Genomic DNA, 15,624 nt, shown 5'->3' on the forward strand with positions numbered 1-15,624 from the left:
TATGAAAATAAAAACAATAACATGTCATGAAGTTTATAATCATGGTGCCAGTTTACAAGAACATGCTCTCTTAAAATACCTTGAGAATTTGGGACATGATGCAGAAACAATAAGATACAAACCTTCTTATTTTGATAGTGATAAATTTAGTTTATGGGAAGTATCCAGCCCCAAATTTGAATCAAATATCATATTTAAAGTTTTTTATATTTTAGCAAAACTACCTTCTAGGTTGATTGCATTGAAACGAAAAAAAAGTTTTGATGATTTTTCTTCTAAATACATAAACGCAACAAAACAATCATATAAATCAAACGAACAATTATCTAAAAATTTACCATATGCGGATGCTTATATTTGTGGTAGTGATCAAATATGGAATTCTTTTTTTGAAAATGGAAAAGACCCTGCGTTTTATTTAGATTTTGTGCCTGATAATAAGTTAAAAATTTCATATGCAGCTAGTTTTGCTATTGATACACTTGAAGATTCTATTAAAAAATTTGTTTCAGAACAAGTTAATAAAATCAATTATATCTCAGTAAGAGAAACCTCAGGTTTAAAAATTCTAGCAGAACTTAATATCACAGATACAACTCAAGTTTTAGATCCTGTTTTTTTACTTCCTGCAAAATATTGGCATGATACTTTTGTAAATGAAATTTCTGAAAAGTACATTTTGATATATGATTTTGATAGTAACCCATCATTAAAAAAAATGGCTTTAACTTTGGCTAAAACAAACAAACTCAAAATTTATACTGTTAACAGGAATATAAATTATGCTGATACAAATTTTTGGTTAAAAGGTCCTGAATATTTCTTATCCTTATTGGCCAATGCACAGTTTGTAATTTCTAATTCTTTTCATGCCGTTGCATTTTCTTTGATTTTTGAAAAACAATTCTTAGTTGTTAATAGACTAGAAAACATTAATACCCGTATGAGAGATTTACTTGCCCTATTAAACATTTCAGATTTGTTAATAAGCGACCCTAATGATCCAAATATTTCGATTCAACCAATAAGCTCCTATGAACCAATAAATAAAGAGTTAGAAGCTTCAATAGCTAGATCTAAGTTGTTTTTACAGAAAGCCTTAAATTCAAATTAACAAGTCACAGTGATTTTTTACAATCAAATGTTTAAAAATCAATAATAACTTCTAAAACCAGTAATAATGAAACTGCTTTATATAACTAATCAAATTTGTGGTGCTGGAGGTTTAGAGCGAGTTTTATCCATAAAAACTAATTATTTTATAGATGTGCTTGGTTATGAGATACATATAATTACTTTAAATCAAGAAAACACTCCACTTTTTTATGAATTTAGCAAAAAAATAGTTTTCCATGATTTAAAAGTGAAAGGAAATCCTATTATATACCTTAAAAAATATATAAAGGGGTTAAAATCCAAAGTAGCACAAATTCAACCAGAAATTATTTCTGTTTGTGATGATGGCTTAAAAGGCTTTTTTGTTCCTCTAATTTTAAAAAGAAAATACCCAACCGTGTACGAACGGCATGCTTCAAAAGATATTTTTAAAAAAAATGACAAATTGGGCATTTTTGAAAAGATAAAACTGAACACTATTTATAAGTTTATGGAGGTTGGAGGCCGTTTTTTCGATGCCTTTGTTGTTTTAACAAATGATAATCTGACAGAATGGAAATATAAAAACTTACATGTAATACCCAATCCATTATCTTTTTTAGAAGAAAACCATGCTTTATTAGTCAATAAAAAGGTGATTTCGGTAGGAAACCATAGTTTTCAAAAAGGACACGACAGATTATTAAAAATTTGGAGTTTAATACATGAAAAACATAAAGATTGGCAATTGGAAATTTATGGAAAAATAGATGATGACAAGAAAAACATTAAACTTGCCGAACAATTAGGGATAACAGATTCGGTTTCTTTTTTTAACCCAGTCAAAAATATTCAAGAAAAATATTTAAGCGCCTCAATTTATGTAATGACTTCTAGGTCTGAAGGTTTTGGAATGGTTTTAATTGAAGCTTTTGCCAATGGCTTACCCTGTATAGCGTTTGATTGCCCTTGTGGCCCCAAAGATATTATTTCCAATGATAAGGATGGTTTTTTAATACCAGATAATGATTTTGAAAATTACACCAATAAACTTAAAGAATTAATGGTAAATGAAAAGTTAAGACTAAGTATGGGAAAAAAAGCAAAAGAAAAATCCAAAATGTACTTACCTAACCAAATCATGCCACTTTGGGATACTTTGTTTAAGAATATAATATTTAATAAAAAATGACACTAGTTTATATTACAGATCAAATATATTTACATGGGGGCATAGAAAGGGTATTAGCAAATAAAGTTAATTATTTTGTTAATGAACTTAACTATGAAGTCCACATAATTACGACTGAGCAAAAAAACAATATACCTTGTTATGAAATAGATTCTAAGGTGATTTTACATGATCTGGCAATAAATTATAATCGAAATAAAAGTTATTTTAATCCCCTAAATCTTATTAAGGTTCCAAAACACTATTTATCTTTAAAAAGAAAAATAAAAGCTATAAAACCAAATGTTATTGTTGTTTGTAATTTTGCTTTTGATTTTTATTTCATACCATTTGTTTATCCTGAAATAGCAAAAATTAAAGAATTCCATTCCTCTCGCCATTTTTTTCATCAAAAGCGACTAGAGAACAAATCATTATTCACTAATTTTTTTAATAAGATAAATGACTACATTGAATCAAAATACCATTGTTTGGTATTATTAACTACTGATGAAAAAAAATATTACAAATCTAATAACCTATTGGTAATACCTAATTCAATAGATAAACATTTAGGGAAAATTGCTAATACAGGGAATTCGAAAAAAGTTATTAGTGCTGGTAGAATTGCTCCTGTTAAAGGTTTTGAAAAATTAATTAATGCTTGGAGTTTAGTTGCTCAAAAACATCCAGACTGGGTTTTAGATATTTATGGTTTTGGGGAAAAAGAATATATAAAATCTTTAGAAAACCTTATAAGTAGTTTAAATATAAATGATAAAATTGTTTTATGTGGATCAACTAACAACATAAACGAAAAAATGCTCGATTCAGCTATATATGTAATGACATCTGAAACCGAGTGTTTCCCAATGGTTTTATTAGAAGCAATGTCTAACGGTTTACCAATTGTTTCATTTGATTGTCCGAATGGGCCTCGTAATATTTTTACAAATAACGTTGATGGTATTTTAGTTGAACAAAATAATATTAAGGCATTCGCAAATGCCATAATAAATTTAATTGAAGCTCCTGAAAAAAGAATATTTTTTGGAAAAAACGGGCATAACAGTATTGAGAAATTTAATACAAATAAAATTATGAATTGTTGGAGAAATTTGTTTATTGATGTATCTTCCTTCAAATTTAAAGACTATAGCTAGCGTATGAAGAGAATACTATTTATATCAAACTCAAAAAAAGTACCTTTATTTTATTTGAATTGCATTAAAACACTCTGCAGTGAATTTAATCACTTTTCTGTTGATGTCTTTGTTTTTGAAGATGCCAAGAATCAATCCTTTGAATACTCATCAATGTTACGGTTTATAGGTAGGAGGTTTACTAATTTTAAAACCTCTCCTTTCAACAAAATAGATTTAAATAAGGCTTCTAAAGAATTAAAAAATCTAAGAATTTTAAATTCTAAAAAAGATTTAGAACTATACGATTGGATTATTCTTGAAAAAAAAGCTAACATTCAAAATAATTTTAGTAAACACACAAAAAAGGGTTTTTTAACTATAAATGTTTCTTTTGACGAAGTATTATTTAGTGTTATGAATTATTCTCATATAAATCTTGATCTGTTAATTTATAATTCAGAAATATCTAAAGATTGGATTAAAATTTCAAAGACAGAATTGAGTATAGAAAATGGTATGTTTAATAACATTTTCAAACTTTTATTTAGTTACTCTATATATTTAAGGAAATTTATTAAAAACTATGAAGACGATATTATAGCCAGAAAAAATTTAAAAATTTTAAATAATAGAGAAGTAAAATTTAAAAAAATAAAATTATATTTTAACTACATTAATTTATGCTTTATTCTTTTGAGAAGAAAACTTGATGTTAAGCAAAAAAACTGGAAATTAGCTGTATCAAATAAAAATAAACCCGAAATACTTTTAAATCAACCTAAAGATTCCTTTTGGGCAGATCCATTTATAATAAAACATGATAATTATTCTGTAATTTATTTTGAAGAACTCAAAGAAGATGGACTTGGAAAAATATCTTGTGTCACATTAGATGAAAATTTCGATATTTTAGAAAAGAAAACAATTATAGACGAAAATTACCACCTTTCCTTTCCAAACGTTTTTTTTATAAATGATAATTATTATATGATTCCCGAGAGTAGCCAAAAAAAAACCTTGGAAATTTATAAGTGCAAAAACTTCCCTTTTGAATGGATGCCGTACATGGAATTAATGAATAATATTAAACTTCTTGATGCTATTTGGTTATTTCATGATGGCTTATATTGGATTTTCGCCAACAAAGTTGAAGATTTTGAACACGACAATAATGAACGCTTATATCTATATTACTCAAAAAACTTGTTTTCTAAAGATTGGGAACCTCATGTAAAAAACCCTATTGTAACAAATTTGGAAACTTCTAGAAATGCTGGTGACTTTCTACAAAAAAATGGTAAAATTTTTAGAATTTCCCAAAATTGCAAAAATGGATATGGTAACAATTTAGTAGTTAATAAAATTACAGAACTAACAACTTTAAATTATTCGGAAGAAAAGGTTGAAGAAATATTTCCACCAAATGGGTATGAAGGGATGCATACAATGAATACGGATAAAGGCGTTAGCGTTTTTGATTATTTAAAAGCTGAGTGATTTACAGACAAATAGTATTTTATTATGATTGAATTTATTCCACTAGAATATTATTATGAAGTTTATATATATACTGCATTCGGTATCGCATTAATTACATTATTTCATGCATATGTTCTTGATTTAAATAATCAAAAAAATATTAATTATATTACTTTTATTGGGTATTTAATGTTGCTATTGTTGATTGTTTATCTAGGGCTTAGACCTGTAAGTGGACGCTATTTTACTGATATGGCGACCTATGCTAGGATATATGAAAGCTATGCAAATGGAGGCAAAATTATATTAAAAACGGATGTTGTATTCCAACAGTTCATGAAGTTTTGTTCTTCATTTTTATCTACAAATAATTTTTTCCTTTTATGTGCCACTATATATATATACCCAATGTTTGTGGTTTCAAAAAAACTATTTAGGCAATACTGGTTTTATGCTTTTTTTATGTTTGTAGTTTCATTCTCCTTTTGGTCCTTCGGGGTTAATGGAATGAGAAATGGTATGGCTACTTCAATATTTCTATTGGCCTTATCATTTGCTAACAATAAAAAGTTAATGATTTTTCTTTTCTTTATATCTAGTTTATTTCATGAAACAATGTATTTACCAATATTGGCGTATACTTTAACTCTTTTTGTAAAAAACCCAAGTTGGTATTTTAAAGGGTGGTTAATAGCAATTCCATTATCAATAGCAATGGGTAGTTTTTGGGAAAATCTATTTGCAAGTTTAGGATTTGGGGATGAACGCTTAAGTGGTTATTTAGTGGGTGAAAAAGATGAAGCTTTTGTTAACAGTGGATTTAGATATGATTTTCTATTTTACAGCTCTTTTGCAGTAGTTACTGGTGCTTATTTTATTTTTAAAAAGAAATTTAATGATACTTTTTATACACAAATATTTAATATTTATTTAACAGCAAATGCTTTTTGGGTTTTAATAATTAGAGCGAATTTTTCCAATCGGTTTGCATATTTATCTTGGTTTTTAATGCCATTAATAATAATATATCCTTTTATAAAAAGTAACCTAATAAAAAAACAGCATAAGATTATTGGAATAGTCCTTTTCTTGTATTTCATGTTTACTTACCTTATGTATTGGTATGAAGAATTTAAAAAATATTAAATGAAACAAATTTCTATAATAATACCCGTTTATAATGTTGCAAAGTATTTAGAAAAATGTATCAATTCAACATATAACCAAGAACTTACTGAAAATGAATTTGAAATCATAGCTGTAGATGATGAATCTCCTGATGATAGTTTGCAAGTATTGAATGAAATAAAAAAAAATCATTTTAACATTCGTGTTATTTCACAAAAAAACAAAGGCCTAGGGGGGGCACGAAATACTGGTTTATTAAATGCATCTGGTGAATACATTTTATTTTTAGATGCCGATGATTATTATATAGAAAACTCTTTAAAAGAAATATATACTATAGCAAAAGACAGCAGTTTAGATATTTTAGAATTTGGAGCTCAAGGTGTTGATATTTCTGAAAAAATTGTTTATGAAACGGCTATAAGTAATAATTATACCATTCAATCAGGAATACATCATTATAATAATCTTAAATATATGAACTCTGCTTGTAATAAGTTGTACAAAAGGAGTTTTCTGGAGGAAAACAAATTGTTTTTTGTTGAAAAGATTTATGGAGAAGACTTTGAGTTTAACACAAGAGCTTTGTATCTAGCCAAAAGGACTATGGCTATTAGCAATATTGTTGCAAAATTTTTACAGTCGGAAGAATCCATTACTAGATCAAATGATATTGAAAAAAAAAGAAAATATGCAAATGATTTCATAGATATTTTACAAAGAATAGATTCATTCAGGTTAAATTTTGAAAATGATAAATCAGAGGGACATGATCAATTTTTTAATGAAAGAATGTCTATTTTAAATGTTGATTTATTTTATATAACATTTAAAAATAATTTTCCGATTTCTGAAATATTGACTTTAAAAGATATTTTAAAATCCAAAGGTGTTTTTAGAACAAACTATTCTATATCTGATAAAAAAAAGAATTTGTTCAGAATGGTATTTCTTAATTTCAATTTTTTATTTTTTAGAACAGCGCTAATGTTGAAAAAAACATTTAAAATATAATCTTATACCGATTATAAATACAATTTAATATATAAATTATGTGCGGAATTAACGGTTTTATATCTTTTAAGCAAGAATCCGAAGATCAATTAAGAAAAAAAATAACTTTAATGAATGATCTAATTATTCATAGGGGGCCTGATGATGATGGTGTTTTCACACATGTTACAGAAAATACTTCTATAGCTTTAGGAATGAGAAGACTTTCTATTATAGATTTAAATTCAGGCAAACAACCAATCTATTCTGACGATAAAAAAATTGTTATTGTTTTTAATGGAGAAATTTATAATTACCAAATATTACGAAACGAATTAATAAGTACTGGTGTTATATTTAAAACACATAGTGATACCGAAGTAATTTTAAAACTTTATGAAAATCAAGGTACAGATTCATTTAAGAAATTAGATGGGATGTTTGCATTCAGTATTTTTGATAAAAATTTAAATAAAGTTTTTATTGCTAGAGATTTTTTTGGAGAAAAGCCTCTGTATTATACTAAAACAAATGATAAATTTATTTGGGCTTCAGAGCTTAAGTCTATTTTAAAACTTAACAATAATATTCCAGAAATTGACAAAATTGGTTTAAACCTGTTTTTTAAACTAACTTATATTCCTTCCCCATATACGATATATAAAAACATATGCAAATTAGAAGCAAACCATTTTATAATTTATGATGTTCAAACACAAGATTATAAAATTTGTACAATTGAAGTACCAAAACCTTTAAAGTCAAAAATAAACACATTTAAGAAAGCAAGTGTAGAAGTAAGACAATTAGTTCAGGAAAGCGTAGAGAGTCGCTCTATATCGGATGTTCCCATTGGAACTTTCTTATCAGGAGGTGTGGACTCTTCAATTGTTTCCTTATGCTTAGCTCAGATGAGTAATAAACAAATAAATACCTTTTCAGTAGGTTTTGAAAAAAAAACATTTGATGAATCTGATAAGGCTAGAACGGTTTCTAAATTAATAAACAGTAAACACCATGAGTTTATTATAAATGAAAAAGATTTAGAAAATAACATCCATGATATTTTAAATAATTTTGATGAACCTTTTGCTGATTCCTCTTCCCTACCTACCTATATAGTTGCCAGTAAAACGAGCCAACATGTAAAAGTAGCCCTAACCGGTGATGGAGGTGATGAAGTATTTGGCGGTTATAATAAATATTATATTGGTAGTATCAACCATAAATACACAAAAATGGTTCCTGAAACTATTCATAAAATAGTTTCAAATCCTTTAAATTATTTATTAAAAACAAAAGACGATAATAGAGGGTTGCGATTTAAATCTAGACGGGTTTTAAATGCCATTGACTATTCTGATAATTATTACTGGGACATTATTTCTTTAGGGTTTACCTCAAAAACTTTATCTCATTATTTATTGGCAGACTTCCATATTAATAATCCCTTTAAATATTACAAAAAGGAAACAGGAATTAATTCTCCCAAAAACTTATTGGAATACAGAGCTATTGACAAGGTAATGAGTTTAGAGGGCGATATGCTTGTTAAGGTAGATAGAACCAGTATGCTATCATCGTTAGAATGTAGATCCCCTTTTTTAAATAAAAAAATATGGGAATATACCAATCAATTACCCCAAGAATACTTGATTAAAGGGTGGAATAAAAAATACATCTTAAAAGATGCTTTTAAAGAAGAATTCCCAAAAGATTTTTTAGATAAATCCAAAGCAGGTTTTGGAGTGCCTGTTGGAGATTGGTTAAGATCTATTTTGAGAAGAGAATTAGAAAGTTATATTGAACCTAATTTTATTAAATCTCAAGAAATATTTAATGCTAACGCTATAACTAAATTAGTAACAGAACACTTAAACGGAAAAGACAATACCTTTATGGTATGGACCTATTTTTGTTTTCAAAAATGGTTTACTAAAAATTATAGTATATAAAAAAGACTAAGAAAGCAGGCTATTGTGCTTTCTTAGTCTTTTTTTTATTATCAGAATATGTGTTTTTACTTAATTATTGTGTTATTGGATCCTTGTATATTATGGTTCAAAAGTTCTCCGCTAAACCCTCTATTGTTTTCAAAATAAGAATTGTTTCCAATAAAATAAATTGATCCTTTTGTGGAAATGTTATTCTTAAAAGTTACTCCATTAAAATTATTAAAACGAACTCCTGTGTTATTAAATTGGTTATCACTAACAGTAATGTTAGCATTTCCCCAAGCTGAATTGCCTTCTGCAAAAATATCATAACCTTGAGTATCTGTATTTTCGAAATAGTTACCCAAAATTTGAAGATTTTTGGTTCCTTGTTCTCTAATATTTATTGCAGTAGTTGAATTTATTATTTTAAAGTTGTTTGCTTGAATAACTCCATTTGAAGAAGAAGAAAGTCTTAAGCCATTATTAAAACTATTATTATTTATCTTAAATTCACTACAAGATTCAAAAGCTCCAAAATTCAAAGCGTTAACAGTGTTATTCGAAATAGTGAAATCATTCGCTCCTTGAAAGAAAAATGGTCTATCAACATCAATTATATTATTGTCAATTTTCACGTTACCACCACCTCTAAGATTAATTCCATCTGCTTTACTTTTAATAGTGTTGTTGTAAATATTGGCATCTTTAAGTTCTACAGCTAAAATACCTATGGAACAATCTGTTATAGTGTTATTAAAAATCTTAACCCCTGGATTAGAAGCAAATATACCATAACCTTCAGATTTGATAACATTTCCAGAAACTTCATAATTTCTTGGATCAGTTATTTCAGATATACCTGCATCAATTCCTCCCAGTTGATTGTTAACCACTTTAACATTAAACGCTCTACTTATACCCATGTGCTTTTCAAAATCATTCCCGGTAACCAAAATATCATCACCTGTAAAAATCTCTAAAGATTCTCTAGCACTTCCTCTTTCAGTGTTATTTCTAATTATTACTCTTTTTACTTGCTGCCAAGGAGCATTATAATCATGTATGTCTGGTTCAATGTCAATAGCACATTTTGGTGCAGTTCCATTTGATTTTGCAGTATTAATTCCTGCATTTAAGAAAGTATTGTTTTCTACAATAATATCCTCACCATCAGTTATGGACATATTGTTTCTTCTATTTGAATCAAAAGTGCAACCAGTAATCAAAATGTTTTTACTCGGCACATACAATGGATCATATGCAAACCTGTAACTTTCAATATCAAGTCCGTCACCAACTGAATTGCTCATATGTACATTTTCAATCTTTACATTTATCCCTGTTTTTATTACAATTAAATGTCCTTGTTCGTGTGTACCATTAATTGAATAATCATGCTCATCTCGCTCTCCATACAAATACCCACCTGTAACAGTTACATTTGTAGAATTTTGTATCATTACTAATGGAGCTGGTCTAATTGTATTAGTTGGAAAAACCCTCAATTTAGTGTTAGGTGTCATTATTAAATTAAAATCAGAGGGTAAATCCATAGCATAACTCCATTCTGTTTCCCCGTAAAAATATGCATCTAATTTATCTATTTTTAAAGTATTTATACCTAATTCTTTTATTTGCTTAATAATAGAATTAATAATGTTTTTATTATTTTTTGCGACAGTTTGAGAAACATTTCCTTCAACAATTCCCCATCGTTTAGGATCAAAATTAAATACAGGATCTTTTATTTGAGGTTTATATCCACTAATGGTTAAAGTAGAATTTAAAAGTTCTCCTGAAATTACATTTTGACTAGAGAAATTTATAGTACCATTAATAATATCACCTCCCTCATAAACAATTGTTACATTTGAAGGTAGGTTAATTGTAGCCCCTCCTAAATCCATAACACAATTAATTACAACAGTTTGGTTAGCTTGTATAGTACTTAAATCAAAATTACATGGTGTATTATTTTTTACAATATCTGTATTGTCTTCTGGTTGGTCAGTTCCTTCAACAACCTCGGTTATTGACTCATCAATAAATAGTTCTTCATTATTACATGCCATTACAGACAACAGTACAAAGAATAGATATAGCATAGGCTTATTAATCATTTTCATAAGTTCTTAAATTTGGAAAAAAGTTATTACTAGGTTCAATATTAAAAATTAAATTATAATTATCGATTAAGGGTTTTGTTTTTTAGACAAAACACTATTTTTTTATTAAAAAAATCGTTGAAATGTAATTTTGTTTCGATAAAACGTTTTTAGATGATTATATTAAACCTATATACGTTCAAAAATTTAGTTTAGATTTTTTAACGCAATATTTTTTCGAATCGCAAATGTAATACAGGTTAAAGAAATCCCTAACTAGTTGTTAATAAGTACTTGTAACTTCTTTTTATAATTAATAATTGAACTACAAAACATTTTTTTTATAAGAAAAAAGTGACTATATTTTTATTTAATAGAGGTGAAAATATTTAGAAATTTACAATTTTCAAGAACCAATTATGTATTTATTCTTTTTATCATGCGTGTATAGTTTTAATTTAAAATAAAAAACTAATCGAATTCTGATAAAAACTTGCTGTATCAACCATAAAATGGTACAATAAACAGACATTATATATATGTAGCTAATTACTTTTATATATTTGCCTTGTAAATATTATTATTTACATAATAAATTACTATGAAAAAAAAAATTATTAGAATAACTACAGTGCCAGGATCTTTAAAGGTTTTATTAAATGGTCAACTGAAACATGTATCAAGCCATTTTGAAGTAATTGGAGTATCATCAAAAGGGAGTAACAACCAGCTAAATGAGTTGTCTAAAAGTGAAAATATACGTGTGATTCCTGTAGAAATGACACGGAAAATCACACCTATCAAAGATACCATTGCTTTATACAATTTATATAAATTATTCAAACAAGAAAAACCTTTTATAGTTCATTCTCATACTCCCAAAGCAGGAACCTTAGCTATGGTTGCTGCAAAATTAGCTAAAGTGCCCAATAGGTTGCACACCATAGCTGGATTACCATTAGTTGAAACTAAAGGACTTAAACGGTTAGTTTTAAATATAGTAGAAAAAATAACTTATCGATGCGCTAGTAAAATTTACCCCAACTCTTTTGGATTGGCGGATATTGTTTTAGAAAACCATTTTACTTCTAAATGCAAGCTAAAAGTTTTGGCAAATGGAAGTTCTAATGGAATAAACACTGATCATTTCAATATTTGTCATTTTGATGAAATGTTTAAAAAATCAATTAAAGAAAAATTAAGAATAAAAGAAGATGACTTCGTGTTCATTTTTGTAGGAAGATTGGTGAAAGACAAAGGTATTAATGAATTGATTGAGGCATTTAATATACTAAATAAAGCCCATAGGCATGTTAAGTTACTACTTGTTGGGACATACGAAAATGATTTAGACCCACTGCTTCCTGAAACAATGAAAATTATAAATACAAACTCCAATATAATTGTTACGGGTTGGGTTGATGATGTTAGACCTTATTTTGCTATTTCCAATGTATTAACTTTCCCTAGTTACCGTGAAGGTTTTCCTAATGTAGTAATGCAAGCTGGTGCCATGGAGCTTTCTAGTATAGTTACAGATATAAATGGATGTAATGAAATCATTAAAAACAATGATAGTGGCATTATTATTCCAACTAAGGATTCCCAAGCATTATTTAATGCTATGGAATATATATTAACGCACCCTGTAGAAGCGAAACAAATGGGGGAGAAATCAAGGCAACATATTGTTTCTAATTATGAACAAACAATCGTTTGGAATGCCATTTTAAATGAGTACAATCAGCTTTAAACCTTTATAAAAAAATGCGTTATAAAAAATAACTATATTTTTTTACATACTAAATTTAACTCACCATAAACTTCAATTACGGAAAAACCTATATTTTCTAAAAGTGAAATTAAATAATCCTTCTTTACCCAGTATACCAACGGTTGATTTTTATTTAAAAATTTCCAGTTAAATTTTCCATTTAATTTTAGCCAAGGTAAATGATGTTTTTGATATTTCTCTCCTCTAATAATCCTCAAAAAATTTACAACTATACTTATCAGCGGGTTGATTTTTCTAGAATTCCATTCAGAAAAGGAAAACATTACAATAGCATTTTTTTGTGCAATCCTATAGGCTTCTTTTAACGAATTTTTAAACAAGGATTCATCAGATATAAATCCTAAAACTTGTTGAAAATAGATTAAATAGTGAAAAGAATCATTTTCATATTGGTACAAATCCGTAGCATCTGCAACTATAAACTCAATGTTTGATTTGACAATCCTTTTTCTATTATTTGCATAATCTACCATTTCTGGAACAAAATCAAACGCTGAAATATTTTTAAAACCCAATTCCTCAATATAAAACACCAACCTCCCACCTCCAGTTCCGGCTTCCAATACATTTTTAGTTTTATCAATTAAATATTTTTTTATTAAAAATGACTCATGATGATAAATTATTTCAATTTTGCTCCATTTATCCAATAGTGTCGTAGCATAGAGTTTTTTACTTAAATCAACACTAAATTTATTCATGAATTAAATATTTATGGTTTGTAGTAAATATATGTAATGTTATGGAATATTAAAATAAAAAACATTAATAGTCAGAATCTTTAGTAAGAATGCTAATAATCGATAAAATCTCAAACAAGGTCGAATATCAACTTTCAGATTACACAATAGGAAAGAAAATCATATCTTTGAATGTATATATAATGTTATACTGCTATTAATAAGAAGAATGTACAAAGCAATTTTTAAAAGAGTTATTGATTTTTTTTCTGCATTAATTGGGTTAATAATCTTATCTCCAGTTATAGTTTTAATATCTATTATTTCATTAATTGTACATAAAAATACACCTTTTTTTCACCAATTAAGACCAGGGAAAAATGAAATTATTTTTAAAATAATTAAATTTAAAACCATGAATGATTTGAAAGATGAAAATGGGGTGCTTTTACCTGATGAAAATAGGCTGACTAAATGGGGAAAATTCCTTCGAATAACATCTTTAGATGAAATACCACAGCTTATTAATGTCCTTAAAGGAGAAATGAGTTTAATAGGGCCTAGACCCTTAATAGTTAAGTATCTCCCCTATTATACCCAAAACGAAAAGTTAAGACATTCAGTACGACCTGGGATTACAGGATTAGCACAAGTGCATGGTAGAAATAATTTGGATTGGGATTCAAAATTAAAGTTGGATGTAGAATATGCTCAAAATATAAATTTTCAATCTGATATAAAAATACTTCTAACAACCATCTTGAATGTCATTATTTCCAAAGATGTGGCAGTAAATTCATATTCCATGGAACCGGATTTAGATAAAATTAGAACTATACCAAACAAAAATGTATAATTATAGCCAACTTGAAATAATTTCTAAAGAATTAGGAGATTCCTATTATATTCTTCATGAAGATAATTATTTGAAGAATATAAAAGACCTAAAATTTGCTTTCAATAAGTATCATGACAAAATTATAATCGGATATTCTTATAAAACTAATTACATCCCTAAACTTTGTTCAATAGCAAAGAACAATGGTGTATTTGCTGAAGTAGTATCGGAAATGGAGTTAGATTTGGCAATAAAATTAGGTTATAATTTTGATAAAATAATTTTTAATGGTCCACTAAAAAAAGAAAATGATTTAGAAAGAACTTTACTTGGAAACAGTATTGTTAATCTAGACTCTTATTATGAAATTAAGATTTTAGAAAAATTAGTTTACAAATACCCAGATAAAACATTTAAAGTTGGATTAAGAATAAATATGTCTTTAATTGATGAAAACGGGTATTCATCAATACAAGACGGATTAGATGTTGGTAGGTTTGGTTTTGATTTTTCCAGTAAAGAGTTTACAAAAGCAATTAAATTATTAAATAAACTAGGTGTTGTTATCAATGCTTTACATGGTCATACATCAACTTCAGATAGAAGTTTGAAAAACTTTAACACAATAGCAAAAACATTATGCAATGTTAGAAATGAATTTAATTTAAATGAAATAGAATATTTTAATGTTGGAGGTGGATTTTTTGGACCCATGCCCAAAAATCTTTTGAATATTTCTACTCCTACATTTGAAGAGTATGCTAAAACCATTGTAGAATCATTTCAAGATGATGAATGGTTTAATAAACATAGCCCTTATATTATTTTAGAACCCGGAGTTTCAGTAGTGTCAAACGCCCTATCTTTTGTGGCCAAAGTAATTGATATAAAAAAAATTAGAGGTAAAAAGTTTTTACTAATTGAAGGTGGAATTTACAATGTAAAACCCACAGGACATAAATTAAACTTACCTTATGAAATAATCTCAAAAAAAGAAAATCACCCATCGTCAAAACTATATGATGTTGTAGGTTCAACTTGTATGGAAAAGGATGTTGTTATGAATAATATTACTATAAAAAAAGTAAAGCGTAATGACTATATTCTAATTGATAACGTTGGGGCTTATACCATAGTTAAAACTCCTAATTTTATAAATTATATACCAGCTATAATATCATTAGATAAAAATGGTAAAGTTTCTGTTGAAAGACATAGGCAAAAAATTGATGATTTATTAATTAATTATGAATTTTAG

Annotated in this window: 12 protein-coding genes; 10 read left to right on the forward strand and 2 right to left on the reverse strand. The window is 27.3% G+C overall.

The features are described 5' to 3' along the window. Position 1 precedes the first annotated feature (1 nt). From J8H85_RS01410 to asnB, 7 genes are all read left to right on the forward strand, one after another. Positions 2–1,114 (forward strand): polysaccharide pyruvyl transferase family protein, encoded by a 1,113-nt coding sequence (locus tag J8H85_RS01410; protein ID WP_209651912.1) that lies wholly within the window; start codon positions 2–4, stop codon positions 1,112–1,114. Between the two features lie 66 nt (positions 1,115–1,180). Then, positions 1,181–2,287: a glycosyltransferase family 4 protein gene (locus J8H85_RS01415; protein WP_209651914.1), complete on the forward strand. Its 1,107-nt coding sequence runs from the start codon at positions 1,181–1,183 to the stop codon at positions 2,285–2,287. Next, complete coding sequence (locus J8H85_RS01420) at positions 2,284–3,429, forward strand: glycosyltransferase family 4 protein (protein WP_209651917.1); 1,146 nt, start codon at positions 2,284–2,286, stop codon at positions 3,427–3,429. Before J8H85_RS01415 ends, J8H85_RS01420 begins: the two co-directional genes overlap by 4 nt. 153 nt (positions 3,430–3,582) lie before the next feature. Further along, positions 3,583–4,908: a glucosamine inositolphosphorylceramide transferase family protein gene (locus J8H85_RS01425; protein WP_209651919.1), complete on the forward strand. Its 1,326-nt coding sequence runs from the start codon at positions 3,583–3,585 to the stop codon at positions 4,906–4,908. Between the two features lie 24 nt (positions 4,909–4,932). Further along, positions 4,933–6,036, forward strand: coding sequence for an EpsG family protein (locus J8H85_RS01430; protein WP_209651921.1), 1,104 nt, complete (start codon positions 4,933–4,935; stop codon positions 6,034–6,036). Beyond that, a complete protein-coding gene (locus J8H85_RS01435; RefSeq protein ID WP_209651924.1) occupies positions 6,037–7,032 on the forward strand; it encodes a glycosyltransferase family 2 protein in 996 nt (331 codons plus the stop codon). Between the two features lie 38 nt (positions 7,033–7,070). After that, the gene (asnB, locus tag J8H85_RS01440; RefSeq protein ID WP_209651926.1) at positions 7,071–8,966 is read left to right on the forward strand and encodes an asparagine synthase (glutamine-hydrolyzing); all 1,896 of its coding nucleotides are present in this window, start codon (positions 7,071–7,073) and stop codon (positions 8,964–8,966) included. A gap of 65 nt (positions 8,967–9,031) precedes the next feature. On the opposite strand, the gene J8H85_RS01445 is transcribed toward asnB, so the two are convergent. Further along, positions 9,032–11,074: a right-handed parallel beta-helix repeat-containing protein gene (locus J8H85_RS01445; RefSeq protein WP_209651928.1), complete on the reverse strand. Its 2,043-nt coding sequence runs from the start codon at positions 11,072–11,074 to the stop codon at positions 9,032–9,034. Positions 11,075–11,654: 580 nt separating this feature from the next. Between J8H85_RS01445 and J8H85_RS01450 the strand changes: the two genes are divergently transcribed. Then, entirely contained in the window at positions 11,655–12,806 is a 1,152-nt protein-coding gene (locus tag J8H85_RS01450) for a glycosyltransferase family 4 protein (RefSeq protein ID WP_209651930.1), read from the forward strand. A gap of 32 nt (positions 12,807–12,838) precedes the next feature. Here J8H85_RS01450 and J8H85_RS01455 read toward each other — a convergent pair whose 3' ends face one another. Then, entirely contained in the window at positions 12,839–13,549 is a 711-nt protein-coding gene (locus J8H85_RS01455) for a class I SAM-dependent methyltransferase (protein ID WP_209651931.1), read from the reverse strand. A 208-nt stretch (positions 13,550–13,757) separates the two neighbouring features. Here J8H85_RS01455 and J8H85_RS01460 point away from each other — a divergent pair, with 208 nt between their 5' ends. Beyond that, the gene (locus J8H85_RS01460; RefSeq protein WP_209651933.1) at positions 13,758–14,384 is read left to right on the forward strand and encodes a sugar transferase; all 627 of its coding nucleotides are present in this window, start codon (positions 13,758–13,760) and stop codon (positions 14,382–14,384) included. A gap of 70 nt (positions 14,385–14,454) precedes the next feature. Then, on the forward strand, positions 14,455–15,624 hold the full coding sequence (locus tag J8H85_RS01465; RefSeq protein WP_209651935.1) for a type III PLP-dependent enzyme domain-containing protein: 1,170 nt from the start codon (positions 14,455–14,457) through the stop codon (positions 15,622–15,624).

The organism is Mariniflexile gromovii, assembly GCF_017814435.1.
In the GTDB taxonomy this organism is placed as follows: Bacteria; Bacteroidota; Bacteroidia; order Flavobacteriales; family Flavobacteriaceae; genus Mariniflexile; species Mariniflexile gromovii.

Excerpts from the sequence above, each read along its gene's own strand:
- asnB (WP_209651926.1), top strand. The coding sequence starts at position 7,071 with ATGTGCGGAATTAACGGTTTTATATCTTTTAAGCAAGAATCCGAAGAT.
- J8H85_RS01455 (WP_209651931.1), bottom strand. The coding sequence starts at position 13,549 with ATGAATAAATTTAGTGTTGATTTAAGTAAAAAACTCTATGCTACGACA.
- J8H85_RS01460 (WP_209651933.1), top strand. The coding sequence starts at position 13,758 with ATGTACAAAGCAATTTTTAAAAGAGTTATTGATTTTTTTTCTGCATTA.
- J8H85_RS01430 (WP_209651921.1), top strand. The coding sequence starts at position 4,933 with ATGATTGAATTTATTCCACTAGAATATTATTATGAAGTTTATATATAT.
- J8H85_RS01410 (WP_209651912.1), top strand. The coding sequence starts at position 2 with ATGAAAATAAAAACAATAACATGTCATGAAGTTTATAATCATGGTGCC.
- J8H85_RS01420 (WP_209651917.1), top strand. The coding sequence starts at position 2,284 with ATGACACTAGTTTATATTACAGATCAAATATATTTACATGGGGGCATA.
- J8H85_RS01425 (WP_209651919.1), top strand. The coding sequence starts at position 3,583 with ATGTTACGGTTTATAGGTAGGAGGTTTACTAATTTTAAAACCTCTCCT.
- J8H85_RS01415 (WP_209651914.1), top strand. The coding sequence starts at position 1,181 with ATGAAACTGCTTTATATAACTAATCAAATTTGTGGTGCTGGAGGTTTA.
- J8H85_RS01450 (WP_209651930.1), top strand. The coding sequence starts at position 11,655 with ATGAAAAAAAAAATTATTAGAATAACTACAGTGCCAGGATCTTTAAAG.
- J8H85_RS01435 (WP_209651924.1), top strand. The coding sequence starts at position 6,037 with ATGAAACAAATTTCTATAATAATACCCGTTTATAATGTTGCAAAGTAT.
- J8H85_RS01445 (WP_209651928.1), bottom strand. The coding sequence starts at position 11,074 with ATGAAAATGATTAATAAGCCTATGCTATATCTATTCTTTGTACTGTTG.